This is a genomic window from Spirillospora sp. NPDC052242 (assembly GCF_040679555.1).
Classification (GTDB): Bacteria; Actinomycetota; Actinomycetes; order Streptosporangiales; family Streptosporangiaceae; genus Spirillospora.
Genome location: NZ_JBFAUZ010000010.1, coordinates 99,881 through 124,602, shown reverse-complemented (window position 1 = coordinate 124,602; position 24,722 = coordinate 99,881). Strand labels below are relative to the sequence as shown.

Genomic DNA, 24,722 nt, shown 5'->3' with positions numbered 1-24,722 from the left:
GAAGCCCCGGTCAAGACGCTCGGGAAGTTCGGCGGTCAGCCCAGGTAGGACTGCAGGACGGGCGCGACGAGCTCGACCATCTCGTCCTCGGAGGCCGACGCCAGCGGCTCGACGCGCAGCACGTGCCGCAGGATCATCATGCCGATCATCTGCCCCGCCGCCGCCTGGAGCCGCAGCTGCGGGACGTCCGTGGCCGCGCCCGCGCGGGCGAACAGGGCGCTGCTCAGGAACTCGCGCATCAGCGCCGCCGCGCGCTCGTTCGTCATCGCGGAACGCAGCATCGCCAGGAGGGGGGCGCGGCGGTCCGGGTCCTGCCAGACGCTCAGGAACGTGCGCGCCATCGTCTCGCCGAGCCGCTCCCGCGGCGCGGCCATGATGCGCGGCAGCAGGACGCTCGGGTCCACCGGGAAGCGCATCGCCTCGACGAACACGCCCTCCTTGTTGCCGAAGAAGTGGTGGACGAGCGCGGGATCGACGCCCGCGGCCCGCGCGATCGCCCGCAGCGACGCCCCGTCGTAGCCCTTCTCGGCGAACAGCTCGCGGGCCGCGGCGAGGATCGCCTCGCGCGTCTCCGTCTGCCCCGGCCGCCGCCCCGGCCCGCGGGGGCCGCGCGGCGCGCGCGTCCCGTCCGTCCCCTGGGCGGGCGTCACCGGGCGCTCCGGCGGCTGACCTCGCCGCCGGACGTGACCTCCCAGGTGCGGTCGGCCGCGGCGAGGTGCAGGCGGGCGAACGCGAGCGCCTCGGCCAGGTCCTCGACGCGCTCGGCGCGGTTGGACGCGCGCCGCGTGTTGACCTCGAGGACGATGTGCCCGCGGAAACCGGTCTCGGCGAGCGTCTCCAGCATCGGCCCGCACGGCTGCGAGCCCCGCCCCGGGACGAGATGCTCGTCCTTGTTCGTGATGCCGACGCCGTCCGCCAGGTGGATGTGGCGGAGCCGGTCGCCGAGCCGCCCGGCCATGTCGAGGGCGTCCGAACCGGACACCGCCGTGTGCGACAGGTCGAGCGTCACGTGCGGGTAGTCCTGGTCGATCGGGTTCCAGTCGGGCAGGTACATGCCGGCCTCGGCGCCGCGCGCCTTCAGCGGGAACATGTTCTCGACCGCGAACAGGACGTCCGTCTCGTCCTGCATGCGGGCGAGGCCGCCGACGAAGTCGCGCGCGTAGTCGCGCTGCCAGCGGAACGGCGGGTGCACGACCACGACCTCGGCGCCCAGCTCCTCCGCGACCTCCTTGGAGCGGACCAGCTTGCCCCACGGCTCGCGGCCCCACACCCGCTGGGTGAGCAGCAGGCAGGGCGCGTGGATCGACTTGATCGGGACCTGGTGGTAGTCGGAGAGGCGCCGCAGGACGTTGAGGTCCTGCGAGGACGCGTCCGTCGAGACCATCACCTCGACGCCGTCGTAACCGAGCAGGGCGGCGATCTCGAACGCGCTCGGCACCTTCTCGGGATAGACCGACGCCGTGGACAGCGTGATCGGAGCGTCGGGCACCCGGAGTGCCGGAGAGAAGGCGCCGTTGTGCTGCGGGGTCAAGGCTTCCTCGCCACAGTGATCGCTCGGCAGTGTTCGTACGGAAAGCCTATGCGCCCGGAGCCGCGTTGAAACCCTCACCCCGGAGTGATCCGAATCGCCCGGCTACGCTCTGTCCCCGTGGCCGAGATCGCTCCGGGCGCCGTGCCGAGCCCCAACATCTGGAACTCCCCGCAGGTCTACGAGCTGGAGAACCGGGCGGTGGACCCCGACGGGGTCCTCCCCGCGGCGATGCGCGCGATCCGGCCGTGGACCGGCGCGACCGTCCTCGACGTCGGCTGCGGAACCGGCTACCACCTGCCGTTCTTCGCCGAGGAGGCCGCGCGCGTCGTCGGCGTCGAACCGCACGCGGGCCTCGCCGCGGCCGCCGCGCGCCGCGCGAAGGACGCGCCGAACGTCACCGTCCGTGTCGGTTCCGCGCAGGCCCTGCCGCTCCCGGACGCCTCCGTGGACGTCGTCCACGCGCGGTGGGCGTACTTCTTCGGGCCCGGCTGCGAACCGGGACTCGCCGAACTGGACCGGGTCGTCCGGCGCGGCGGGGCGATCTTCGTCATCGACAACGACGCGACCCGCTCGACGTTCGGCCGCTGGTTCCGCCGCTCCCTGCCGAAGTACGACCCGGACGCGGTCGAACGCTTCTGGACGCGCCGCGGGTTCGCGCGCGAGCCGCTGACGATCCGCTGGCTGTTCGACGACCGCCGCGACCTCGCGGCCGTCCTGCACATCGAGTTCCCGCCGGACCTCGCCGCCGACGTCCTGGCCGAGCACGAGGGGCTCGAAGTGGACTACGCGGTCAATCTATGGTGGCGTTACGCGTGAGTTACTGACTGGTCGGTCACATTCGGGGCCCGCCCCTGGCCCTACTGGACCACCTGTACAACAATCGGCGCAGGCGTTCGCGCCGCCCCGCCCGGCGTGCGCGACCTGAGGGAACGGGAGGAACCGGCCATGGGCCGAGTCGCCACGACGAGCCGCACGATCCTGACCGCCACCGCGCTCGGCGCGGCCGGAGCGGGCGCCGGACTGGCCGCGCAGCGCCGCGCCGTCCGCCGCCTGCAACTGCGCCCCGACCCCCACGCCGGCGAGCCCTTCGGCTCGCTGCGCGGCCGCCCCGCCCCGGTCCGCGCCGACGACGGCACCCGCCTCTACGCCGAGATCGACGGCGCCGACCGCACCGACCTCGCCGTCGTCTTCTCCCACGGCTGGACCCTCACCCAGGACTCCTGGCACTTCCAGCGCAAGGCCCTGCGCGGCCTCGGCCGCCTCGTCTTCTGGGACCAGCGCGGCCACGGCCGCTCCGACGGCGGCGCCCGCGACCGCCACGACTTCGACCAGCTCGCCGCCGACCTCGGCGCCGTCATCGACGCGACCGTCCCCGCCGACACCCCCGTCGTCCTCGTCGGCCACTCCATGGGCGGCATGACCACCATGCGGTTCGCCGACGCGAACCCCGGCCTCATGGGCCGCAAGGTCCTCGCCACCGGGCTGCTCTGCACGTCCTCCGGCGGCCTCGGCGAGGTCACCCTCGGCCTGCCCGCCCTCATCGCCCGCACCACCCACCGCCTCCTCCCCCGCGCCCTGTACGCCGCCGGGGCCGGCTCCGCGGCCATCGAACGCGTCCGCCACCTCGGCCGCGCCGCGTCCATGCTCGTCGAGGACCTCGTCGCCTTCGGCCCCGACGCCTCCCCCGCCGCCGTCGCGTTCGGCGAGCAGATGATGGCCGACACCCGGATGGACGCCCTCGTCGACCTCCTCCGCGCGATGATCACCACGAACGTGATCAGCGACTGCGCGGCCCTCGGCGCCGCCGACACCCTCGTCATCGGCGCCGAGAACGACATGCTCACCCCCGTCGAGCACAGCCTCAAGATCGCCGACTGCGTCCCGAACGCCCGCCTCGAGGTGATCCCCACCGCCGGCCACATGGCCATGCTCGAACGCCCCGCCATCGTCGCCGACCACCTCGCCGACCTCATCGAACGCGCCCGCAAGAACGCCTCCTGACCCCGGCGCCCCCGCCGGACTCGGCTCGTTCTCGCCGTGGAGAGGGCGGGTGTCGGTGGGGGGCTCTAGGCTTCGTCGCTATGGCTAAGGCGAAGGCGGCCAAGGCGGCGTACCGGTGCTCGGAGTGCGGGTGGCAGACGTCCAAGTGGGTCGGGCGGTGCGGCGAGTGCCAGACGTGGGGCACCGTCATCGAGGGGGCGTCGGCGACGCCCGCGCGGGTGGTGAGCGCGGGGCCGGTCAGCACGCCCGCGCGGCCGATCGGGCAGGTCGACGTGCGGTCCGCGCAGTCCCGGCCCACCGGGCTGGACGAACTCGACCGGGTGCTCGGCGGCGGGATCGTCCCCGGGGCGGTGCTGCTGCTCGCCGGTGAGCCCGGCATCGGCAAGTCGACGCTGCTGCTGGAGGTCGCGGCGCTCGCGTCCCAGAAGGGCGACGACGGCGAGGCGAAGCGCGTCCTGTACGTGACAGGCGAGGAGTCGGCCGAGCAGGTGCGGCTGCGGGCCGACCGGGTCGGCGCGATCACCGACGAGCTGTACCTCGCGGCCGAGACGGAGCTGTCGGCGGTGCTCGGGCACGTCGACGCGGTGGAGCCGACGCTGATGGTCGTCGACTCGATCCAGACGATCGGGACGTCCGAGGTCGACGGGGCGCCCGGGGGCGTCACGCAGATCCGGGAGGTCGCGGCGAACCTCATCCGGGTCGCGAAGGAGCGCGGCATCACGGTCGTGCTCGTCGGGCACGTCACGAAGGAGGGGGCGATCGCGGGCCCGCGGCTGCTCGAGCACCTCGTGGACGTCGTCCTGTACTTCGAGGGCGACCGGCACTCGCGGCTGCGGATGATCCGGGCGGTGAAGAACCGGTACGGGCCCACGGACGAACTGGGCTGCTTCGACCTCTCGGAGGTCGGCATCGTCGGGCTCCCGGACCCGAGCGGCCTGTTCCTCACCCGGCGGGACGAGCCGGTCCCGGGGACGTGCGTCACCGTGACGCTCGAGGGGCGCCGGCCGCTCGTCGCCGAGGTGCAGGCGCTCGTCGCGAAGTCGCACCTGCCGGCGCCGCGGCGGGCCAGTTCGGGGCTCGACACGTCGCGGGTGGCGATGGTGCTGGCCGTCCTCGCGCAGCGCTGCAAGATCTCGATGCACGAGCAGGACGTCTACGTGTCGACGGTCGGCGGCGTGCGGCTCACCGAGACGTCCGTCGACCTCGCGCTCGCGCTGGCGGTGGCGGGCTCGACGGTGGAGCAGTCGCTGTCGAGCAGCCTGATCGCGCTCGGGGAGGTGGGGCTGGCCGGGGAGGCGCGGGTCGTCCCGGGGGTGCAGCGGCGGCTCGCGGAGGCCGCCCGGCTCGGGTTCAAGCACGCGGTGGTGCCGCGCGGGTCGCTGGAACTCGCGGACGGTTCGCCGCTCAAGCGCGCCGACCCGCAGCTGTCCAGTTACGAGGGCATGAAGGTGATGGAGGTCGACAGCCTGCAGCAGGCTTTGCAAGTCGCCTTTACCGCGCCGTGACGCGGGTAGCGCCAGAGTATTACCCGGTGCGGCCCCCGGTTGCGACCAGGGGAGGAACCGGCGAACGGGGCCGCTCGGTAAACTGACGCCGTCCAGCGACCTCCGGGGGCCAGGTGCCAGCACACGACAAGTCCCATGACGAACGACGCCGCGCCACGCTCGCCGCGGTGGCTCCGGGCACCCAGATCCGGGACGGCCTGGAGCGCATCCTGCGGGGCCACACCGGCGCGCTGATCGTGCTCGGCTACGACGACCTCGTCGCCGAGCTGTGCTCCGGCGGCTTCGAGCTCGACGTCGAGTTCTCCGCCACCCGCCTGCGGGAACTCGCGAAGATGGACGGCGCCATCGTGCTGGGCACCGGCAACAGCCGGATCGTGCGGGCCGCCGTCCACCTCGTCCCCGACTCGACGATCCCCACCGAGGAGTCGGGCACCCGGCACCGCACCGCCGAGCGCGTCGCCCGCCAGACCGGCCACCCGGTCATCTCCGTCAGCCAGTCGATGCACATCATCGCGCTGTACCTGGACGGCATCCGCTACGTCCTCGAAGACTCCGCGGCCATCCTGTCCAAGGCCAACCAGGCCCTCGCGACGCTCGAACGGTACAAGCTGCGGCTCGACGAGGTGTCCGGGACGCTGTCCGCCCTCGAGATCGAGGACCTCGTCACCGTCCGCGACGTCAGCGCCGTCGTGCAGCGCCTCGAGATGGTGCGCCGCATCGCCGACGAGATCGAGGGCTACGTCGTCGAGCTCGGCACCGACGGCCGGCTGCTCTCCCTCCAGCTGGACGAACTGGTGTCGGGCGTCGACGTCGACCGGGAGCTGATCGTCCGCGACTACCCGTCCGACGACACCCGGGCCCGCGGCGTCGACGCGATCCTCGCCGCCCTCGACGTCCTGTCCGCCAACGAGCTCCTCGACCTGTCCACGGTCGCCGAGGTCATGGGCTTCGCGGGCCCCGACGCCCTCGACCTGCCCGTCAGCCCGAAGGGGTTCCGGCTGCTCGCGAAGGTCCCGCGGCTGCCGAGCATGGTCGTCGAGCGGCTCGTCGAGCACTTCGGCGGCCTGCAGAAGCTGCTCGCCGCCAGCATCGACGACCTGCAGGCCGTCGGCGGCGTCGGCGAGTCGCGCGCTCGCAGCGTCCGCGAGGGACTGTCCCGGCTCGCCGAGTCGTCCATCCTCGAACGCTACGTCTGATCAGCCGAGCCTGAACACCTGCCGCTTCCCCTTGCGGTCGTGCAGGTCCGCGACGTACGTCCCGGCCCCGGCGGCGTCCCCGCCGCAGCCCCGCCGCCGGTCCCACACGATCTCCCGGACGTACGGGACGCCCCGCCGCAGCGACTCCTGCGCCGCGTCCCCGTCCCGGCACTCGGCGGACGACCAGATCCGGTCGTCGCCCGACGTGATCCGCAGGTCCAGCGACCCGGTGTCGAACCGGCACGTGTTCTCCGCCGTGTTCACGACCGTCACCCGGAACGCCGGCCTCTCCCCGCCCGCGTAGCTCTTCTCCGCGGTGCCGAGCGTGACGACGACGTCGTCGTCCTCGCACGCGGCGCCGTCCTCGCCCGGCGCCGGGGTCGTCGTCACGGTCACGGTGACCGTCGGCATCGCGGTCGGCGGGGGCGGCGGCGTCGCCGCCTCGGCGACCGTGCGGCTCACCGGCTCCTCGGACGACCCCCGCATGCACCCCCAGGCCAGCACGACCACCACGCCGAGCACCCCGGCGAGCGCCAGGACGCGCCGCCGCCAGTACCGCCCGTCGTCACCGTCCGTGTCGACATCCATGCAGTCAGTATGCAACCGGCACAAGCGGGACGGGCGCCGACCCGCCGCGTGCCACAATGGCCGTCCGCCATGACCTCACACACCGACTCGACGTACACCGACTCGACGTACACCGACTCGACGTACACCGACTCGACGTACACCGACTCGACGTACACCGGCTCGATCATCGCCTGGTACGACGTCCACGCCCGCGACCTGCCGTGGCGCGCCGGCGACGCGACCCCGTGGGGCGTGCTGGTCAGCGAGATCATGCTCCAGCAGACGCCAGTCGCCCGCGTCCTGCCCGTGTGGCGCGCCTGGCTGGACCGCTGGCCGACGCCCGCCGCGCTCGCCGCCGAGCCGTCCGGCGAGGCCGTCCGCGCCTGGGGCCGGCTCGGGTACCCGCGCCGCGCGCTCCGGCTGCACGAAGCCGCCCGCGCGATCGTCGAGCGGCACGGCGGCGAGGTGCCCGCCGCGCACGCCGACCTGCTCGCCCTCCCCGGCATCGGCGCCTACACGGCCGCCGCCGTCGCGAGCTTCGCGTTCGGGCAGCGGCACGCCGTCCTCGACACGAACGTCCGCCGGGTCCTGTCCCGGCTGGTGTCGGGCGCCGAGTACCCGCCGAAGTCGCAGACGAAGGCGGAGGTGGCGCTCGCCGAGTCGCTGCTGCCGCCGGACGCGCCGACCGCCGCCCGCTGGGCCGTCGCCGTCATGGAGCTCGGCGCGCTCGTCTGCACCGCCCGCTCGCCCCGCTGCGTCGACTGCCCCGTCCTGGACCGCTGCCGCTGGCACCGCGACGGCCGCCCCGCCCACGACGGCCCGCCGCGCCGCGGCCAGACCTACGCGGGCACCGACCGCCAGTGCCGCGGGCGGCTCCTCGCCGTCCTCCGCGACGCCGACGGCCCCGTCGAGAAGCCGGCGCTGGACGTCGTCTGGTCCGACGCCGTCCAGCGGGAGCGGGCCCTCGACGCGCTCGTCGCGGACGGCCTCGTCGACCCCCTCGACGACGGCCGTTACGCCCTGCCGGCCTGAAAAATCGGTCGCGCACCGGCGGAGCCGGACCGTAGCGTGCCGCGGGTGCGCGATCTGCTGACCCTGCCGAAGGCCCACCTGCACGTCCACCTCGAGAGCACCGTGCGGTGGGACACGCTCCGCGAGATCGGCGCCGCGAACGGCGTCCGGGTACCCGACCGCGTGGGAGCGTTCGGCGGGTTCGACGCGTTCTTCGCGCAGAACGACCTGGTCCGCGCGTGCCTGCGGCGACCGGACGACTTCCGCCGCATCGCCTACGAGTTCTGCGCCGACGAGGCCGCCCAGGGCACCCGCTACGCCGAGCCGTCCTTCACCGCCGCCGCGCACGGCGAGCGCCTCGGCGACCTCGGCATGCCGCTCGCGGCCGTCTCGGAGGGCCTCGACGCCGGACGCGCCGACTTCGGCGTCGAGTGCCGCCTGCTGCTCGACCACTCCCGCCGCCGCCCCGTCGAACGCGCCTGGCGCACCCTCGACCTGGCCCGCCGCCACGACGGCGTCGCCGCGGTCGGCCTCGCGGGCGACGAGTCCCACCCGGGCGACCCGTTCACGGACGTCTTCGCCGCGGCCCGCGACGCCGGACTCCACGTCGTGCACCACGCGGGCGAGGGCGAGGGCCCCGCGAGCATCCGCCAGGCGCTCGGCCCCGGCCGCACCGAACGCCTCGGCCACGGCATCCGCGTCCTCGACGACCCCGACCTCGTCGCCGAGGTCCGCGAGCGCCGCGTCCCGCTGGAGGTGTGCCCGACGTCCAACGTCGCCCTCGGCTTCGCCCCGTCCCTCGCCGAACACCCCCTGCCCCGCCTCCGCGACGCCGGTCTCCTCGTCACCCTCAACACCGACATCCCCGCCCTGATCGACACCCCGCTGGCCGCCGAGTACGCGCACGTCCGCGACGCCTTCGGCTACGACGACCGCACCCTCGCCGACCTCGCCCGCACCGGCATCGAGGCCTCCTTCGCCCCGGCCGCCATCAAGACCCGCCTGCAAGCCGAGATCGACGCCTGGCTGTCCACCCCCTGACCACCTCACGCCCGCGGGGCGCACGTGCCCCGGCCGCCGATACCGGTGGACGCGCCATGCCGGCCGCCCACGACGCGGCAAGCCGGCCACGAGCGGAGGGCACAGGACGGGGCCGGGCCTGGGACGGGTCGGGCCCGTCCCAGGCCCGGCGGGGTCAGGTGGCGGGGACGGCGGGGCAGGTCGTGCCGCGTGCGGGGACCTTCAGGTCGATGAGGTAGCGGTCGATGGTGCCCTGCATGCAGGGGCCGCGGTCGTAGCTGCCGTGGCCCGCGCCCTCGTAGGTGAGGAGGACGCCTTCGCGGCCGAGCTGCCGGGCCGTGTTCGTCGCCCAGTTGTATCCGGACGCCGGGTCGTGCCGGGCGTTCGCGAGCAGGATCGGCGTCCGCAGGCCGCGGACGTCCAGGCGGTGCTGCGGGTTCGCGACCGGCTGCGGGGAGCCGAGGCAGGCGGCCGCGGCCTGGACGGGGCGCGTGTACGTCATGTCGGGCGCGACCTTCTCCACCTGGCGCATCAGCCGCTCCCAGTGCCGGTGGTCGCGGACGGGGAGGCTCCAGTCGGAGCAGAAGACGCCCGTGAACGGGTCCTTGGCGGTGGGGCCGGCGGCGGCCTTGACGGCGGGTGGTTCCTTGCCCGCGTCGAGGTCCGCGATGGTCTGGGCGAGCTCGCTCCAGTCGGGGCCGTAGAGGGCGCGGAAGGCGATGTGGACGAGGGCGGTTTCCTGCAGGCCGTCCAGGTCGCCTTGGCGCGCGCGCTCGCGGAGGTCTTGCCAGACGGCGCGGACGTCTCGTCCGTGCAAGGCGCAGTCGGGGGTGCGGTCACACCACTTGACGAACTCGTCGAACGAGTCCTGGGCCGCCCATGCCTGGGACGTCAGGAACGATCGGGCGTCGCGGCGGCTGTGGTCGACGACGCTCTCCAGCACCATCGCGCGGACGCGCTCGGGGTACGCCTCGGCGTACTGCTCGCCGAGGAGCGTCCCGTAGGAGCTGCCGTGGAAGGTCAGCCGGGACTCGCCGAGCGCCGTCCGGATCGCGTCGAGGTCCTTGACGGTGCTGAGCGTGTCGGCGTTGTCGTAGATCGGGCCGGAATGCTCGATGCAGTCCTCGCGGGCCCGGGCGTTGTAGGCGATCGTCCGCTCGAAGTCCGCCGCGCTCGCCATGACCGGGGACGGACGTGCCTGCAGGACTTCCGTCGAGCACGTGATGGGCGCGCTGGCGCCCACGCCGCGGGGGTCGAAGCTGACGATGTCGAATCGGCGCTGCACGTCCTCGCTGAAGCGGTCGACGCGGTCCCTGACGAGCGCGACGCCCGAGTCGCCCGGCCCGCCGGGCCCGAAGACGAGCGTGCCGATGCGGGCGCCCGGGTCGCGGGCCGTGCGGCGCGCGACGGCGAGCTCGAACGCGGGGCCGTCCGGATCGTCCCAGTCGACGGGGAGGGTGAGGGTGCCGCACTGGGCGCGGCCGTCGTCGCCGCAGGTCGTCCAGGTGATGCGGGGGGCGGGAACGGGCTCGGCGGCGGACGCCGCCGGTGCGGCGACGCCGGCGATCGCGAGCCCCGCGGCGGCCGCGGCGGTCCAGGCGGCCCGCCTGTTCTTGCGCAGCATGAACTACATGCCCTTCGCGTGGGAGAGCCGTCCGACGGGGACGGCGCCGGTCCTCAAGACTTTGATCACGCTAGGTGCGGGTTCGCCGCCGGGACAGGGCGTTCAGGGTCGAATCAGGGTGCCGTCAGGGGCATCTCAGGGACGCCGTGAATCGTGGGCGTTCGCGGGGCCGGTGTCGTCCGGGGGTGCGGCTCCGCCCCGGGGCCGTTCCCGGGACGGAGACCGATGTAGTCCGTTGTCACCTTCGCCAAGATCTGCCGGTAAAGAGGTCACTTCATCGTGATGTTCGCCAATTCCCGCGAAAGCTCGGAGCGTTGGGTTCCGTGACTCAACGGGCGTCGAGAACCCCGCGGCGGATGGCGTTCACCAGCCTCCGCCACTGCGCGGAATCGAGTTCGAGCATTCCGGCGGCGTGATCACGCGAGTCGCGGACCAGCACCGACGGACCGGCAGCCGCCACCTCGACGCACTCGTTGGCGCTCGAACTCGAACTGCCCTTGCGCCAGTTCAGCGACTCCCCCCGATACGACCGATAGACCATCCGGCAACCTCCATCCGGTGCCGGTGAGCGTCGCCTCGCCGGCGGATCGGGCGAGGGCGCCCACCATGCGCGAGCCAAGTTGGGCACGACAAACCACGACCTTGTGGAAATTTTCCCGATCACGAGTGTAAGCGGTTCCAGTTATCCCGCCTACAAGGGAACACAAGATCACTCTGTGTGTTATGACGGCCACTCGCCTTGGGAATGGATGGTCGGGGCGGTCACCTCCGCTGGGTCGGAACGGGGACGCGGGTCAGGCCATCAGGTCCTCGGCGGCCTTCCGGAGGAGGTCGATGGATTCGTCCGCGGACAGCGTCTGCTCCAGAAGGAGCTCGAAACTGTCCCGATAGTCCGTGATCTTGTCGTCGTCTCCGGTGACGAGCGCGCTGGCTCCGGGACGGCCCTCCAGGTACAGGACGTCGTTCAGCCCGCCGTCGAATTCCAGGATCACGAACGGGCCGTCCAGTCCCAGATGGGCGCCGCTCTTGAAGGGAATGATGCGGACGGTGATCCGTTCGTCCTCTTCCACCAGGTCGGCGATGTGCCGGAGCTGGGCGGGCATGATGCCCGGGTCCGAGCCGATGCCGACATGGCGGCGAACGACGGCCTCGTCCAGGATGTACTGCTGGCGCGGCGGGTCCGTGCGCCGGGCGAGTTCCCGCTGGCGCTGCATGCGGAGTTTCACGCCGAACGCCTTCGCCTGCGGGGAGACCCTGCCGGTGTCGAGCACCTCGGCGTACTCCTGGGTCTGCAGCAGGCCCGGGACGATCGTCCCGTGGAAGTGGCGGATGTAGGACGCGCCCGCCGAGTAGCCCACGAACGACAGATAGCTCGGCTCTAGTTCGCCCTTGTAGGTGTTCCACCAAGCGGGCTCGCGCGCGCCGCGCGCCAGTTCCTGCAAGCGTTCCTGCCGGCTCTCGGCCGTCACGTCGTACACCGAGAGGAGGGCTTGCAGGTCGGTGCGGGTGATGGCGTTCTTGCCGCCCTCGATCCGGATGAGCTTCGACGGGGACCATTCGAGCCGCCGCGCCACCTGCTCCTGGGTCACCCCCTTCTCTTTACGGAGGCGGACGAGCTCGGTGCGCAACAACGCGCTCTGGACGATCGGCCCCTGATCACTGGTCATCGAGATCGCTCACTTTGCGTAATCGTTGCCAGCTGCACGACTGCCACATTGCACGGCGTGACCTGGCGGAATACATGACACCAACGAGTCATGTACGTCCCGACCCCGGATGGATGCTCATCGCATGCGCCCTCGCAACGTCGTGGATGACCACATCTCTTGCTGGCAGTGTGCTGCGTGTCGGCTGACTATGTTGTAGCGTGCTAGGTAGCAGATTAGCAGCATCCGAGATGGGACACGCCAGAACGACAGCAACATCTTGAACGGACCGTGAGGATCCGCAGAAGGCTCGACGAGCATCCGGCGGCATCTCACGACGGGGACGCAACGGGAGGCGACACTGGAGACGGACATTTCGGTAGACCGAAACGGCAGTGGCCGGAACAGCAGAAAGAGTCGCCCCCACTTCCCGCCGATCACCCGGTTGGCAGCCAAGAGGATCGACGGAAAGTGGAGAGCGACTCCCGGGACCGCGGAACCGTCCGACCGGTTTTCGAGGATGCCCTGCGATTGCGCGAGCACACCCGTACTGACCTGGTAAAACGCTTCCTGCGGACTCACCCAGTCTAACCGCGCTCTCGCGGTACGGGCTATAGGTGATGCGACTTCCGTCGGCGCGACCGGAGCCATCCGGCGATCCCGAGTGAATCCGGCAAAGGCCACGGAGTCGCCCTTCGAGGGGTAAAACATGTCAACACCGTGCAAGATTCTTCCCCCGACGATCGCCGTCCCGCTCCTGCGTCCCGCGCCGCCGCGGCGCCACGGCAGGTGATCCGATGGACGAGCACGTGCGCGACCACGCCCCCGGTGCGACGCCCGCGTCCTGTCCCGGACGCCGCCGCAAGGACGTCCGGCATCGGCCACGGAACGCCGTCCGGCCCCCCGCCGGCGGCCCGGTGGCCCGGCGGGGCTTCTGGGGCTCCCTGACGCCCGCGCAGCAGGCGGGGTTCCTCGCGGCGGCCGAGCCCGCCCGCTTCTCGCTCGGCGAGGTCCTCTGGCACGAGGGCGAGATCGCCGACCACGTCGTCCTGATCCGGTCCGGCCGGGTCCGGGTGAGCGTCCGGCGCGACGGGCGCGAGCGCCCCCTCGCCGACCGGGGTCCCGGCGACATCATCGGCGAGCGCGCGTCCGTGCGGCTGCGCACCCGCTCCGCGACGATCGTCGCCCTCGAGGACGTCCACGCCCTCGTCCTGACGACGCGGGCGTTCGCCGCCTTCCTCACCCGGCACCCGCAGGTCCTGGCCGTCCTGGAGGACGTGCTGTACGCGCGGCTCACCGAACCCCGCGAGGCCGCCCGGCCCGCCGGGGCTCCCTGGCCCGCCGGGGCCCCCTGGCCCGCCGAGGCCGCCTGGTCGTCCGAGGCCCCCTGGCCCGCTGGGCCCGGTGTCCGGGAACCCATCGCGGACTGCGCGGGCCATGTGTGCCTCCACGGCCCCGCCATGCCTGTGCATGCACCACCGGCCGTCCCGTATCCGCAGTCACCGTGCTGCACGCCCGCCCACGGGAACCACCACGCCGTGCTGCACCAGTACGGGCCGCGCCCACAGCCCGTCCTGGGGCCGGGCGGGACGACGCCGCACTGGGCCGGGCAGAACTGCACCATCATGTTCACCGACATCGCGGGCTACAGCCGCGCGCACCGCGACGACGGCGACCGGCTCGCCGTGAAGAACACCATGTACGAGCTGCTGCGCGAGGCGTTCACGATGTCGAACGTGCCGTGGCACGCCTGCTACCGCGAGGACCGCGGCGACGGCGCGCTGCTCGTCGTCCCGCCCGAGGTGCCGACGACGTCCCTGGTCGATCCGCTGATCACCTGGCTGGCGGCGCGGCTGCGGCGGCACAACAGCCGCGCCGGGGAACTCGCCCGCTTCCAGCTCCGGCTCGCGCTGCACGTCGGGCCGGTCACCCCCGACGGCCACGGCGTCTCCGGCTGGCCGCTCATCCAGACGTCCCGGCTGCTGGACGCCGACCCGTTCAAGGACCGCCTGGCCGCCACCGGGGCCGACCTCGGGTTCATCGCCTCGCCGTTCGTGTACGAGTCGGTGATCGCGCACAGCCCCGGCTACGTGGACGCCGCCGCCTACGAGCCCATGACCTGCAAGGTGAAGGAGACGGAGGTCAGCGGCTGGATGCACCTGCCCGGTGGCCCGTTCCGCGCCGTCACCTGATCCGGCGCGGCCGGCCGGTGCCCGCTCCCCGCGCGGGCCCGCCCCGGCCGCCGGCCCCGGCCGCCCCGCGGCCCGCGACCCCGCGAACGCCGCGGGGTTCTCTGCTTTCCGGGCCGTTCCCTCCGGCCGTCAGCGCTTCCCGTCGCGCTTGTCGGTCCGCGGAACGTCCCGCTGCTCGTGCGGGACGCGCAGGACGAATCGGGCGCCGCGGGCGCTGTCCTCGATCGTCAGGTCGCCGCCGTGGGCCCGCGCGATCTCGCGGGCGATCGGGAGGCCGAGGCCGGTGCCGCCGGCGTCCCGCTGCCGGCCCGCCTGGAGGCGGGCGAACCGCTCGAAGACCTTCTCCCGGTCCTGGACGGCGACGCCCGCGCCGTCGTCGAGGACCTCCAGGCACGCGTCCCCGTCGGCGTGCCAGACGCTCACGTCGATGCGGGACTCCGCGTGCCGTTCGGCGTTGTCGAGGAGGTTCGTGAAGAGCCGGACGAGCCGGAGCCGGTCGCCGCGCACCGTGACGTCGTCCAGGATGTGCGGGACGACCTGCTTGGAGCGTTCCGACCGGGCCAGCTCGATCGTGACCATCGCCCCCAGATCGACGAGCTCGTCGCCGCGCCACGCGGTGGCGTCCAGGCGCGCGAGCTCCAGGAGGTCCGTGACGATCGCCTGCAGCCGGTCGAGGTTCTGCAGCACCGTCCGTCCGGTCTGCGGCCAGTCGACCTCGTCCGGGTACATGAGCGCCTCCTCCATCTGCGCGCGCGCCGCCGCGATGGGGCTGCGCAGATCGTGGGACGCGTCGGAGGTGAAGCTGCGCTGCCGCTCCAGCGCGGCGTCGAGCCGGTCCAGGGTCGCGTTGACGGCCTCCGCGAGCCGCCGGACCTCGTCGCGGTTCTCCGGCACCGTGACACGGCGGCCGGACTTCTTCGCGGTGATCTCCGTCAGCTCGGCGCGGATGGCGTCCACCGGGACGAGCGTGCGGTCCACGGTCCCCCACGTCCGCAGGCACGCCAGCAGGGTGACGAGCACCGACATGCTCAGCAGCACGGTCACGAGATCGCCGCTCACGTACCACGGCGTCGCCGGGACGGCCGCGTACACGATCCAGTCGCCCTCGGGTTCGTAGATCCGGAACGCCACCACCTCCATGCAGCGTTCGAGGCCCACGGGCGGGCACAGCTCCCGGACGGCGTAGACGCTGGAACGCCCCGGGACGAACCGGGCGATCCGTCCCCCGCCCTGGAGTTCGGGCGTCGTCGCGACGATGCGGCCGCGATCGTCCAGGACCTGGATGGCCACCTGCTGCGGCGACCTCAGCCGGGGCGGCACCCGGCCCTGCTTGACGAGGAAGACCATCTGCAGCGCCGCCGCGCCGGCCTGCTCGCGCCGGTAGTCCACGGCCCGGGCGCGCACCCCGATGATGATCAGCGTGGTGAGGATCGCGCAGATGAGGACGGTGACCGTCCCGGCAATGACGGTCATCCGCACCCGTATGGACCATGTGCGCCGTCCGTACACCCGAACCCCCCGGTGGGGAGGTAATCACCCGCAGAGCCGGATCCAGTCCTCCGGACGGGCGACTCGCGGCAAAGGAACGAGAAAGAAGTGGTTACCCCGAGCCTGCCGTGACCTGCGGTTTCACCGCCGCCGCCCGCGGGCGCGCACCCCGCTGTCTAGCATCGGGCCCATGGAACTGCGCCAGCTCGAGTACTTCGTCGCGGTGACCGAGGAGGCCAGTTTCACCCGGGCCGCGGCCCGGCTGCACGTCGCGCAGCCGGGCGTCAGCGCCCAGATCCGGCAGCTCGAGCGCGAGCTGGGGCAGCCGCTGTTCGACCGGTCCGCGCGGACGGTCCGGCTCACCGAGGCCGGCGAGCTGGTGCTCCCCTACGCGCGCGCCGCCCTCGCCGCCGTCCACGGGGCGCGCCGCTCGGTGGACGAGCTGACGGGCCTGCTGCGCGGGCGCGTCACGATCGGGACGTTCGACTGGGTGAGCGCCCTCGACCTGCCGGGCATGCTCGCCGATTTCCACCGCGACCACCCGAACGTGGAGATCACGGTCACGCAGCACGATTCCGCGACGCTCGCCGACCACCTGCGCGCCGGACTCGTCGACCTCGCGTTCCTCAGCATCGGGGACGAACCGCCCGAAGGACTCGCGACCGAGCTCGTCTTCGAGCAGGACCTCGTCGCCGCCGCGGCCCGCGACCACCCGCTGTCCGGCCGCGCCACCATCACCCTGCGCGCCCTCGCCGAGCACGCCCTGATCAGCCTGCCGCGCGGGACGGGCGTGCGGGCCGTCCTCGACCGCGCGTGCGCCGCCGCCGGGCTCCGGCCCCGGGTCGCGTTCGAGGCCGGCGAACCGCCCGTCCTCGCCGAACTCGCCGCGCGCGGCCTCGGCGTCGCCGTCGTCCCCGAGTCGGCCGCGCGGGCGTTCGCCGACGGCCTGCACGTCCTGCCGATCGTCCGGCCCCGGCTGCGCGGGCGCGTCGTGCTCGCGTGGCGCGCCGAGGGCCCGCGCAGTCCCGCCGCGCGCGCCCTGACGGCCCGCGCCCGCGAGCTTCCGGCGTCCGGACGTCCGGCCGGCTGATCAGGCGGCCGCGGCGCCCGCGCGGGCCGACAGGACCTCGCGGAACACGTCCGGCCGGTCGGTGATGACGCCGTCCACCCCGAGGCCGAGCGCCTTCCGCATGCTCGCCGCGTCGTTGACCGTCCAGGTCAGCACGTCCATGCCGGCGGCGTGCACCTTCTTGACGTACGCGGCGGTCAATTCGCGGTGGTTCGGGTTGATCTGGTCGGCGTACTCGGCGTGCCCGCGCAGCGACGACGCCTTCGGCCTGCCGATCAGCGCGGTCGACACGCGCGGCATGATCGCGTGGAAGCGGCGGACGGCCGCCCAGTCGAACGACTGCACGACCAGCCGGCGCGAGTCCGGGCTCGTCCAGTACGCGTCGCTCCGCAGCGCCTCGGCGACGCGCTTCTCCACCCCCGGGTACTTCGCCGGGTTCTTCAGCTCCACGAGCATCCCCAGGCCGCTGCCGCGCATCTCCCGCATCACCTCCGGCAGCGTCGGGACGCGCTCCTTCGCGTAGCGCTTGCCGAACCAGGAGCCCGCGTCCAGGCGCTTTACCTCCGCCAAGGTGAAGTCGGAGACCTTCCAAGGCTTCCGCTTAGGGAAGACCTCCTCCACGTTCGTCGTCCGCGCGAGCGTGGAATCGTGCAGCAGGACGAGCTTGTGGTCCTTGGTCTCCTGGACATCGAGCTCGAACATGTCCGCGCCCATGCGCGCGGCCGCCCGGAACGCCGCCACGGTGTTCTCCGGCGCGGCGTCGGACGCCCCGCGGTGCGCCACACCGACCGGCTCGTCCTCGACCAGCACCTCGGGGACCGCCCGGAGCACGGGGACGCCCCGCGGCCGGGGCTCCGGCGCGGCGGGCTGGGAGAGAGGCGGCTGCGGGTCCGCCTCGGCGTGCGCCGCGGGTCCCACGACCACCGCCGCGGACACGACCGCGGTGACCATCAGACGCTTCCGTCCGAACATCTTCACCTCTCGAAGCCGGGGCGACTCGTCCGCTTTCGACACTGGGCCCGCCGAATGTCCGCGACGTGACGACACGGTAGCGGAGCGTGTACGGAGGGTGACAATACGCATCGGCTTCGAGGGACACGAGGGAGACACGGTGCGCGACGCGCACCAAGGTCACTCGGCTTCTTCAGGCTCCGCACGGGCCCGCGACGGCCGGTTCACCAGGACGAACGCGCCCCGCAGCGCCCGCCGCCTCCGCCGCCGCCCCGGCTGCTCCGGCACCTCCGGCGGGCGCGGCACCGCGAGCCGCGTCGGGCGCGTCCGTCCACGCAGCGTCACCGGCTTGCCGAGGTCCCAGTGCCCGGCCTCCACCAGGTGCGCGAGGCCCAGCACCGTCCCCGACGCCAGCACCCGCCGCGGCGCCACCTTCGCCAGATCGCTGAGCCGCGCCGCCTCGTTCACCGGATCGCCGATCACCGTGTACTCGAACCGCTGCTCCGCGCCGATGTACCCCGCGACGACCTGCCCCGCCGACACCCCGATCCCCGCGTCGAGCTCCGGCACGTCCGCCCGCAGCCGCACCGCGAGCTCCCGCGCCGCGCCGAGCGCCCCGCCCGCCGCGTCCTCCAGCTCGCTCGGCGCCCCGAAGATCGCGAGCGCGGCGTCCCCCTCGAACTTGTTGATCCAGCCCCCGTGCGCCGCCACCACCGACACCACGACCCCGAAGAACCGGTTGAGCAGCCCCACCACCTCGTCCGGCCCCCGCGTCTCCGCGAGCCGCGTCGACCCCGCCAGATCGACGAACAGCACCGCGACCTCGCGGACCTCACCGCCCAGCGTGATGTCACCGCGTTCGAGCGCGAGGTCCGCGACCTCCTCCCCGACGTGCCGGCCGAACAGGTCCCGGAGCCGCTCGTGCTCGCGCAGCCCCGCCACCATGTGGTTGAACCCCGCCTGCAGCTGCCCGACCTCGCTCGCGTCGTACACCGGGACGACCGCCTGCAGGTCGCCCCGCTCGACGTGCGCCATGCCCGTCCGCACGGACTTGATCGGGTCCGCGATCGCCCGCGTCGCCATGTACGTCACGTACATCCCGGCGAACAGCGCCGCGCCGCCCAGCCCCAGGATCGAGATCGCCAGCCGCGTCACGTCGATGTCCGGCGCCGCCAGCGCCGCGATCGCCACGCAGATCAGCCCGAACACCGGGATCGCCGTCCCGAGCGCCCACGCCAGCATCACCCGCGTCGTCACGCCCGGCAGCCGGAACCGCCGCGGCGGCTCCGCCGCCAGCACCAGCGCCGCCGCCGGCCGCAGCAGCCGCTCCGACAGCAGGTACACGATCGTGCACGTCGTCGCCGCACCCAGCAAACACGTCAGCCCGGTCTTCACCGCGAGCCGTCCGGTGAACAGCACCAGATCCAGCACCGCCCACCCGGCGGCCCCCACCCCCCACATGCCCCCGACCAGCAGCGTCAGCCGGAGCGGCCCCAGCAGCACCGCCCGCTTCTGCTCACGGTCGGGCGGCCCGCCGTCCCGCACCAGCCGGACCACCGGCCGCCACAGCCACAACCCCAGCAGCAGCGCCCCGGGAACGGCGACGACCGGATAGCTGAAGAACGCCACCGCGTTCACGAGATGCACGTGGTCCGGATCGTCCAGCGGCGGATCGGGCACCACGAACGTCGCGAACAGCAGCACCACCAGACCGCCCACCGCGTTCGCGACGCCCACCACCACCAGCAGGACCCACCGCACGCGCATCTCGAGCATGCTCCTGCGGCTCACGTGGGCCTCCCCGGACGTCCATCCGGATCATCCCACGCCGCTCTCCTCCGCCGGCACCGGCGCCGCGACCCGTCCCGACGACCGCCGCACGAACGCCCACCCGGCGACCACCACCGCCGCCCACGCGGCCATCACGTACAGCGCCACCCGCGTGTCCGCGTCCCACGCGATCGTCCCGACCACGAACGCCAAGAACCCCAGCACGGCCCAGTTCGAGTACGGCGCCCACGGCATCCGGTACGACGACCGCACCTCCACCCGCCGCCGGTACACCAGATGCGCCACGACGATCACCGACCACACCAGGATGATCCCGCCCGTCGAAACCGACGTGATGTACGCGAACGCCTTCTCCGGCGCGACCGCGTTGATGACGACGCCCACGCCCATCACCAGCGCCGAGATGACGACCGTCAGCACCGGCACCCCGCGCCCGTTCAACCGCGCGAGCACCCGCGGCCCGTCCCCGTTCACCCCCGTCGTCCGCAGCATCCGCGACGTCGAGTACAGCCCGCCCGCGTTGCACGACGACAGCGCCGCCGTCAGCACCACGAAGTTGACGATGTCCCCACCGCCCGGAATGCCGATCCGGTCGAACGCGAGCACGAACGGGCTCGCGCCCCCCTTGAACGCCGTCCAGGGCACCACCGCCAGGATCACCAGCAGCGACCCCAGGTAGAACAGCGCGAACCGCACCGGCAGCGCGTTGATCGCCCGCGGGATGTTCCGCTCCGGATCCTTCGCCTCACTCGCGGTCACGCCCACCAACTCGACGCCCAGATACGCGAAAACCACCATCTGCAGCGTCATCAACATCGCGCCGCCGCCCTCGGGGAAGAACCCCCCGTGCGCCCACAGGTTCGACACGCCCGCCGACTCCCCGGCGTCCCCGAACCCGAAGGCCAGCACGCCCACCCCCACGAGGATCATCATCACGATCGCCGCGACCTTGATCATCGCGAACCAGAACTCCAGCTCCCCGAAGAGCTTCACCGAGATCAGGTTGACCACGAACAACACGACCAACGCCACGAGGGCCGTCTGCCACTGCTCGACCCCGGGCCACCACTTCTGCACGTACTGCCCCGCCGCCGTCAGCTCCGCCATCCCCGTCGTGACCCAGATGACCCAGTACGTCCAGGTCGTCGCATAACCCCAGAACGGCCCCAGGAACTCGCGCGCATACCCCGCGAATCCCCCCTCCGTCCGCCGATGCGTCAGCAGCTCCCCCAGCGCCCGCATGACGAAGAACAACATCAACCCCGCGAACGCGTACGCCACCACGAGGCTCGGCCCCGCCTTCGCGATGTTCGCCCCCGCCCCGAGGAACAGCCCCGTCCCGATCGTCCCGCCGATCGCCAGCATCTGGATCTGCCGCGTGCCCAGCCCCCGCTGGTACCCCCCGCCGTCGGCCAACCCCCCACCCCTCTCGTCCGGTCCGCACCCCCGGCGCACGAACCCCCCGACCACCATCCCCACCACGCGCCCCGGCACTCCCGACAACCGAGTTGGCGCCACCCTCGGGCATCGCGTATGCTCTCGGACGTCGCCAAGGACCGGGAAAACCGGCCCGGACACACCGCCCGAGCCACTAGGCTCGGACACGCAAGGTCCTGTGGAGCAGTTAGGAGTGCTCGCCACCCTGTCAAGGTGGAGGCCGCGGGTTCAAATCCCGTCAGGACCGCCAGACGTGCGACAGCACGTCATGGGCAGGTAGCTCAGTCGGTACGAGCGTCCGCCTGAAAAGCGGAAGGTCGGCGGTTCGACCCCGCCCCTGCCCACCTTCACCCTCTGACCAGCGAGAACACCGGTAACGGATTGATCACCGTCGGTGTACACCGCTTGAACAGAGGAAAACTTTCTCCTGATGGGTACCGCCCGTACGCGGCGTCCGAAGGACCTCCGAGCAGGCACCTTCCAGGCCGCGATCAACTCGTTCATCCTCCACCTCAACGCTGAGGGGAAGTCCCCCAAGACGGTCCGAACCTACGCCGAAGCGGCGCAATGGTTCGCAGCCGCACATCTCCGCCGCAACCCCGAGCACTCCGACTGGGAAGACGTCACGCCCGACGACGTCCGCGCGTGGATCGTCCATCTCCTGGACCAGTACTCGGACAGCTACGCGAACAACCAGTACCGAGCCCTCCAGCAGTTCTTCAAATGGTGGTCCACCGACGAAGAACTCCCCGACCCGATGGCCAAGCTCCGCCCGCCCTCGGTCGGCGAGAAGGTCGTCCCGGTCTTCACCGACGAGGAACTCGCCAAGCTCCTCAAGCACTGCGAGGGCAAGACCTTCACCCAACGCCGCGACTACGCGATCCTCACCCTCTTCAAGGCCACCGGCCTGCGCCTGTCCGAACTCGCCGGCATCACCTACGACCCCGACGAACCCGACCGCAGTGACCTCGACCTCATGCGCCGCGAACTCCTCGTCCACGGCAAGGGCAACAAGCAGCGCATCGTCCGCTTCGGCCACCCGTCGGCCCGAGCCATCGACCGCTACATCCGTATCCGCAACAAGCACACGTACGCGTCCAGCCGCCGCCTGTGGCTGGGCACCAACAACCGCCAGCCCATGACCGCCAACGGCATCTACCAGATGGTCGTCCGCCGCGGCGAAGCATGCGGCGTCGCCGTCCACCCGCACAAGTTCCGCCACCACTTCTCCCACACCTGGCTCGACAAGGGCGGCGCCGAAGGCGACCTCATGGAGCTCAACGGCTGGTCATCACCCCAGATGCTCCGCCGCTACGGCCGGCGGTGTGCCCGACCGCGCCAACTCCCTTACGGTGGCCGAACGGTGGCGCTGGTTTCGTCCAGAGGATTACAAAACAATCGCATACTCTTGCGGATCCACCGCATTTTTGATCCTAAGTACGCCACGCTCCACAAGATGACGCGCCGTTTCCTCCACTTGTGACCGATTGATTGTACAGTGCCCACCATCCGTGTCACGGAAGCGACAGCCTGATTCAGGATGCCGGCAAGGGTTTCCATGTAGAAGCATGGTGATGGCTGCACCTGTTGGCCGGTCAGCTTTAGGCAACACTTCCACGATCGACCGCTCCCCATGCTCGACCTTGAGGCGCGATATACGGGTACTCAAAGCCACGATGCCAACCGCTGTCAGTGCCTTTGGATCCATATTGCTCGTTCCGATAACCATCGCTGCAGCAGTGATCGCACCGGTCAGCTCACCTTGTTCCCAGCGCGACAGTCGGACAACGATCCCCGTTCCTGGAATACGAAAATCGAGTGAAGTGGAAACCGACACCTCACTCAGGCCTCCTACTATCAACCCACTGTCACGCGCTAGGTCTACGGTTGCCTCAAACAACAATTCTCGATCACCAGGCGAACGCAACTCCCTTTCGATTTCCGATAGACCCAAAACTCGGAGGAAAGTCTCTGGAGTCAGAACGAACTCTTCCGTCATTGGCGCTCCTTGAACGTAGCGACTGGAAACGATGGGGCAGACTTGTCTGGGTACAGCACCATGGCCAGTTCTGGATAATCTCGACACCACTCCTCGAGCGGTCGAGGTGGCGCCGCTGTATTGATTACGCTTATCCACTTGCCACCGCGGGAAGCCGGGACCAGTGGCATTCGAACAGCGAACGGGTTCGCGCCTGCGAGTGGCCCGACGATACGTCGCTCCCGACTCGGCCCGTCGACGGCAATCGGGACATGCGCGCCCACGCTAGCTTTTGCTACGGGAACTGCATCCAGGTTCGGCATATCGAAGACTTTGTGGATGCCTTCATCTACTACCTGGCGCCAATGCTGAGCATCCGGCGAGGATCGACCCAGAGTCGCCTCCAACATAAGGGCATACAACGACTCTGGTGCAACGTCTTCGAGTCCCTCAATCTTAGAAATCTCAAGCCGGGCACGCTTTTTCAATTCCTCCAAATTGCGCCACGAATACTCTTTTATTCGCGCCTCCGGAAAGGAGTGTTGAAAAAGGCGCCAGAGCATTTCATTGGATTCAAGGGGGAGCCCCTCCTCTAGAGTCCTCTGCGCCAATGCATCGGGGTCAATTCTTGGCGGAACGAGCATATAACTTGCCAGCCTATTGGCATCCTTTTCCAATATTGAACGATCACCGAATACAGTCGAGATGCGTCGCTCAACCACATCCAGGATGCTGGGATGTAGCCATGACATCTGCTCTGCAAGCTGCCCGATAAAAAGCAACGGCAGGTGCAGCACAGTATGAGCAAGTTCGTGCGCGAGTACCACATATTTGTAGGCGGTCGATAGATCCCTATTAATCGATATCACGATCTCGAAAGTCAGATCCTCGGCTATCCAGTCCAGACTGAGAGCCCCGAACCGGCCGGCTGTTGATACCGCCCGTTCTTCAACTTTTATTCCAAATCCTTCGCGAGTTTCCCTGCGCAGCCATTGATAGCTTCCATTGGAAATCATTTCATAAACGAATAGAAGGATTTCGCGGCGAAGATCATCCCAGTCATCTATGGCGTGTCGACAGGGCAACCGTCGCCTATGTGCCACCTCAGGAAGTGCCCAGCCGGGCGTGTCATTTCGCTTTGCGACATCCTTGAAGATGGCACTCCGGACTTCAAATCCTTTTCCCAACTGAAGGATCTCCGATATGTCATCAAATAGGTCCGCGTAGGCAATTATGTTGCCGTAACAATACCGCAGTAAAGGGGTCGCTCCGACGTCGCGAGGATTGCCGTCCCCCACCTCAATGACGCCAACGATATTGTCGAAATGACTTCGGAACATGTTAAATAAATTCGCCGCCGGATTCGACGGGAGTGCGATTCCTCGACACGCTTGCCCGAAAGAGGTAGTCCATTCACAGAAAAAGATCGTCAGGTCGCGCTCACGTAGCCGCTTCGCGCTCACCTTAGCAAGGTTGATCATTACTTCATAGGCCACTCTTCGCAAGTGCTCTATGGAAGAGCTTGGATCACTCTCCATGACTAGGATGGAGATCCGTTCCGGTCGCAGGTACACGTCCACACGACGCCCCGCAGGATCCAGTGTGTCCCGCGTTGTAACGCGCACTTTCGATCACCTCATCGCTTAAGCATAGCGATAAGACGTTCCAGAAGGGCGGACGGTTCCTGTTCTACAACGAGCATCAGGAGACGA

General features: G+C 70.7%; 21 protein-coding genes and 2 tRNA genes. 11 read left to right on the top strand and 12 right to left on the bottom strand.

The genetic code is table 11. The features are described 5' to 3' along the window. Positions 1-35 precede the first annotated feature (35 nt). Both AB0L25_RS10940 and AB0L25_RS10935 read right to left on the bottom strand, forming a co-directional pair. A complete protein-coding gene (locus AB0L25_RS10940; protein ID WP_500170804.1) occupies positions 36-650 on the bottom strand; it encodes a TetR/AcrR family transcriptional regulator in 615 nt (204 codons plus the stop codon). Continuing rightward, positions 647-1,531, bottom strand: a complete 885-nt coding sequence (locus tag AB0L25_RS10935) for a sugar phosphate isomerase/epimerase family protein (RefSeq protein ID WP_500170802.1) — start codon at positions 1,529-1,531, stop codon at positions 647-649. The genes AB0L25_RS10940 and AB0L25_RS10935 overlap by 4 nt, the downstream gene beginning before the upstream one ends. 117 nt (positions 1,532-1,648) lie before the next feature. On the opposite strand from AB0L25_RS10935, the gene AB0L25_RS10930 reads away from it, so the two are divergent. From AB0L25_RS10930 to disA, 4 genes are all read left to right on the top strand, one after another. Next, complete coding sequence (locus AB0L25_RS10930; protein WP_500170800.1) at positions 1,649-2,347, top strand: class I SAM-dependent methyltransferase; 699 nt, start codon at positions 1,649-1,651, stop codon at positions 2,345-2,347. 129 nt (positions 2,348-2,476) lie between these two features. Then, positions 2,477-3,532, top strand: a complete 1,056-nt coding sequence (locus AB0L25_RS10925; protein ID WP_500170798.1) for an alpha/beta fold hydrolase — start codon at positions 2,477-2,479, stop codon at positions 3,530-3,532. Positions 3,533-3,612: 80 nt separating this feature from the next. Next, positions 3,613-5,037, top strand: coding sequence for a DNA repair protein RadA (gene radA, locus AB0L25_RS10920; protein ID WP_500170796.1), 1,425 nt, complete (start codon positions 3,613-3,615; stop codon positions 5,035-5,037). Positions 5,038-5,150: 113 nt separating this feature from the next. Further along, on the top strand, positions 5,151-6,233 hold the full coding sequence (gene disA, locus AB0L25_RS10915) for a DNA integrity scanning diadenylate cyclase DisA (RefSeq protein WP_026403268.1): 1,083 nt from the start codon (positions 5,151-5,153) through the stop codon (positions 6,231-6,233). On the opposite strand, the gene AB0L25_RS10910 is transcribed toward disA, so the two are convergent. Further along, on the bottom strand, positions 6,234-6,821 hold the full coding sequence (locus AB0L25_RS10910) for a hypothetical protein (protein ID WP_500170794.1): 588 nt from the start codon (positions 6,819-6,821) through the stop codon (positions 6,234-6,236). It abuts the gene before it with no gap. Positions 6,822-6,890: 69 nt separating this feature from the next. On the opposite strand from AB0L25_RS10910, the gene AB0L25_RS10905 reads away from it, so the two are divergent. Together AB0L25_RS10905 and add are read left to right on the top strand one after the other, a co-directional pair. Next, entirely contained in the window at positions 6,891-7,835 is a 945-nt protein-coding gene (locus AB0L25_RS10905; protein ID WP_500170792.1) for an iron-sulfur binding domain-containing protein, read from the top strand. Between the two features lie 45 nt (positions 7,836-7,880). Then, positions 7,881-8,855 carry an adenosine deaminase gene (add, locus tag AB0L25_RS10900; RefSeq protein WP_500170790.1) on the top strand — a complete coding sequence of 325 codons (975 nt, stop codon included), beginning with the start codon at positions 7,881-7,883 and terminating at the stop codon, positions 8,853-8,855. Positions 8,856-9,009: 154 nt separating this feature from the next. Here the strand turns inward: add and AB0L25_RS10895 are convergent, their stop codons facing one another. The 3 genes from AB0L25_RS10895 to AB0L25_RS10885 form a co-directional block, all read right to left on the bottom strand. Then, positions 9,010-10,458 (bottom strand): alpha/beta hydrolase, encoded by a 1,449-nt coding sequence (locus AB0L25_RS10895; RefSeq protein ID WP_500170788.1) that lies wholly within the window; start codon positions 10,456-10,458, stop codon positions 9,010-9,012. Between the two features lie 328 nt (positions 10,459-10,786). Further along, positions 10,787-10,999 carry a DUF397 domain-containing protein gene (locus AB0L25_RS10890; protein ID WP_500170786.1) on the bottom strand — a complete coding sequence of 71 codons (213 nt, stop codon included), beginning with the start codon at positions 10,997-10,999 and terminating at the stop codon, positions 10,787-10,789. A 253-nt stretch (positions 11,000-11,252) separates the two neighbouring features. Further along, positions 11,253-12,125 (bottom strand): helix-turn-helix domain-containing protein, encoded by an 873-nt coding sequence (locus AB0L25_RS10885; protein WP_500170784.1) that lies wholly within the window; start codon positions 12,123-12,125, stop codon positions 11,253-11,255. 776 nt (positions 12,126-12,901) lie between these two features. Between AB0L25_RS10885 and AB0L25_RS10880 the strand changes: the two genes are divergently transcribed. Then, a complete protein-coding gene (locus tag AB0L25_RS10880; protein ID WP_500170782.1) occupies positions 12,902-14,296 on the top strand; it encodes a cyclic nucleotide-binding domain-containing protein in 1,395 nt (464 codons plus the stop codon). A gap of 129 nt (positions 14,297-14,425) precedes the next feature. Here the strand turns inward: AB0L25_RS10880 and AB0L25_RS10875 are convergent, their stop codons facing one another. Further along, positions 14,426-15,769, bottom strand: a complete 1,344-nt coding sequence (locus AB0L25_RS10875; protein WP_500170780.1) for a sensor histidine kinase — start codon at positions 15,767-15,769, stop codon at positions 14,426-14,428. 205 nt (positions 15,770-15,974) lie between these two features. Between AB0L25_RS10875 and AB0L25_RS10870 the strand changes: the two genes are divergently transcribed. Then, positions 15,975-16,874 carry a LysR family transcriptional regulator gene (locus tag AB0L25_RS10870; RefSeq protein WP_500170778.1) on the top strand — a complete coding sequence of 300 codons (900 nt, stop codon included), beginning with the start codon at positions 15,975-15,977 and terminating at the stop codon, positions 16,872-16,874. Here AB0L25_RS10870 and AB0L25_RS10865 read toward each other — a convergent pair whose 3' ends face one another. The 3 genes from AB0L25_RS10865 to AB0L25_RS10855 all read right to left on the bottom strand — a co-directional run bounded on the left by AB0L25_RS10865 (position 16,875) and on the right by AB0L25_RS10855 (position 21,011). After that, positions 16,875-17,804 carry a glycerophosphodiester phosphodiesterase gene (locus AB0L25_RS10865; protein ID WP_500170776.1) on the bottom strand — a complete coding sequence of 310 codons (930 nt, stop codon included), beginning with the start codon at positions 17,802-17,804 and terminating at the stop codon, positions 16,875-16,877. A gap of 180 nt (positions 17,805-17,984) precedes the next feature. Next, the gene (locus tag AB0L25_RS10860) at positions 17,985-19,595 is read right to left on the bottom strand and encodes an adenylate/guanylate cyclase domain-containing protein (protein WP_500170774.1); all 1,611 of its coding nucleotides are present in this window, start codon (positions 19,593-19,595) and stop codon (positions 17,985-17,987) included. Between the two features lie 27 nt (positions 19,596-19,622). After that, complete coding sequence (locus AB0L25_RS10855; protein WP_500170772.1) at positions 19,623-21,011, bottom strand: amino acid permease; 1,389 nt, start codon at positions 21,009-21,011, stop codon at positions 19,623-19,625. 193 nt (positions 21,012-21,204) lie between these two features. Here AB0L25_RS10855 and AB0L25_RS10850 point away from each other — a divergent pair. The 3 genes from AB0L25_RS10850 to AB0L25_RS10840 all read left to right on the top strand — a co-directional run bounded on the left by AB0L25_RS10850 (position 21,205) and on the right by AB0L25_RS10840 (position 22,515). Continuing rightward, a tRNA-Asp gene (locus tag AB0L25_RS10850) sits at positions 21,205-21,282 on the top strand. A 20-nt stretch (positions 21,283-21,302) separates the two neighbouring features. Further along, positions 21,303-21,376, top strand: a tRNA-Phe gene (locus tag AB0L25_RS10845). Positions 21,377-21,462: 86 nt separating this feature from the next. Continuing rightward, entirely contained in the window at positions 21,463-22,515 is a 1,053-nt protein-coding gene (locus tag AB0L25_RS10840) for a tyrosine-type recombinase/integrase (protein ID WP_500170770.1), read from the top strand. On the opposite strand, the gene AB0L25_RS10835 is transcribed toward AB0L25_RS10840, so the two are convergent. Both AB0L25_RS10835 and AB0L25_RS10830 read right to left on the bottom strand, forming a co-directional pair. Further along, the gene (locus AB0L25_RS10835; RefSeq protein ID WP_500170768.1) at positions 22,420-23,031 is read right to left on the bottom strand and encodes a hypothetical protein; all 612 of its coding nucleotides are present in this window, start codon (positions 23,029-23,031) and stop codon (positions 22,420-22,422) included. The genes AB0L25_RS10840 and AB0L25_RS10835 overlap by 96 nt on opposite strands. Further along, positions 23,028-24,473 (bottom strand): ImmA/IrrE family metallo-endopeptidase, encoded by a 1,446-nt coding sequence (locus AB0L25_RS10830; RefSeq protein ID WP_500170766.1) that lies wholly within the window; start codon positions 24,471-24,473, stop codon positions 23,028-23,030. The genes AB0L25_RS10835 and AB0L25_RS10830 overlap by 4 nt, the downstream gene beginning before the upstream one ends. Positions 24,474-24,722 lie beyond the last annotated feature (249 nt).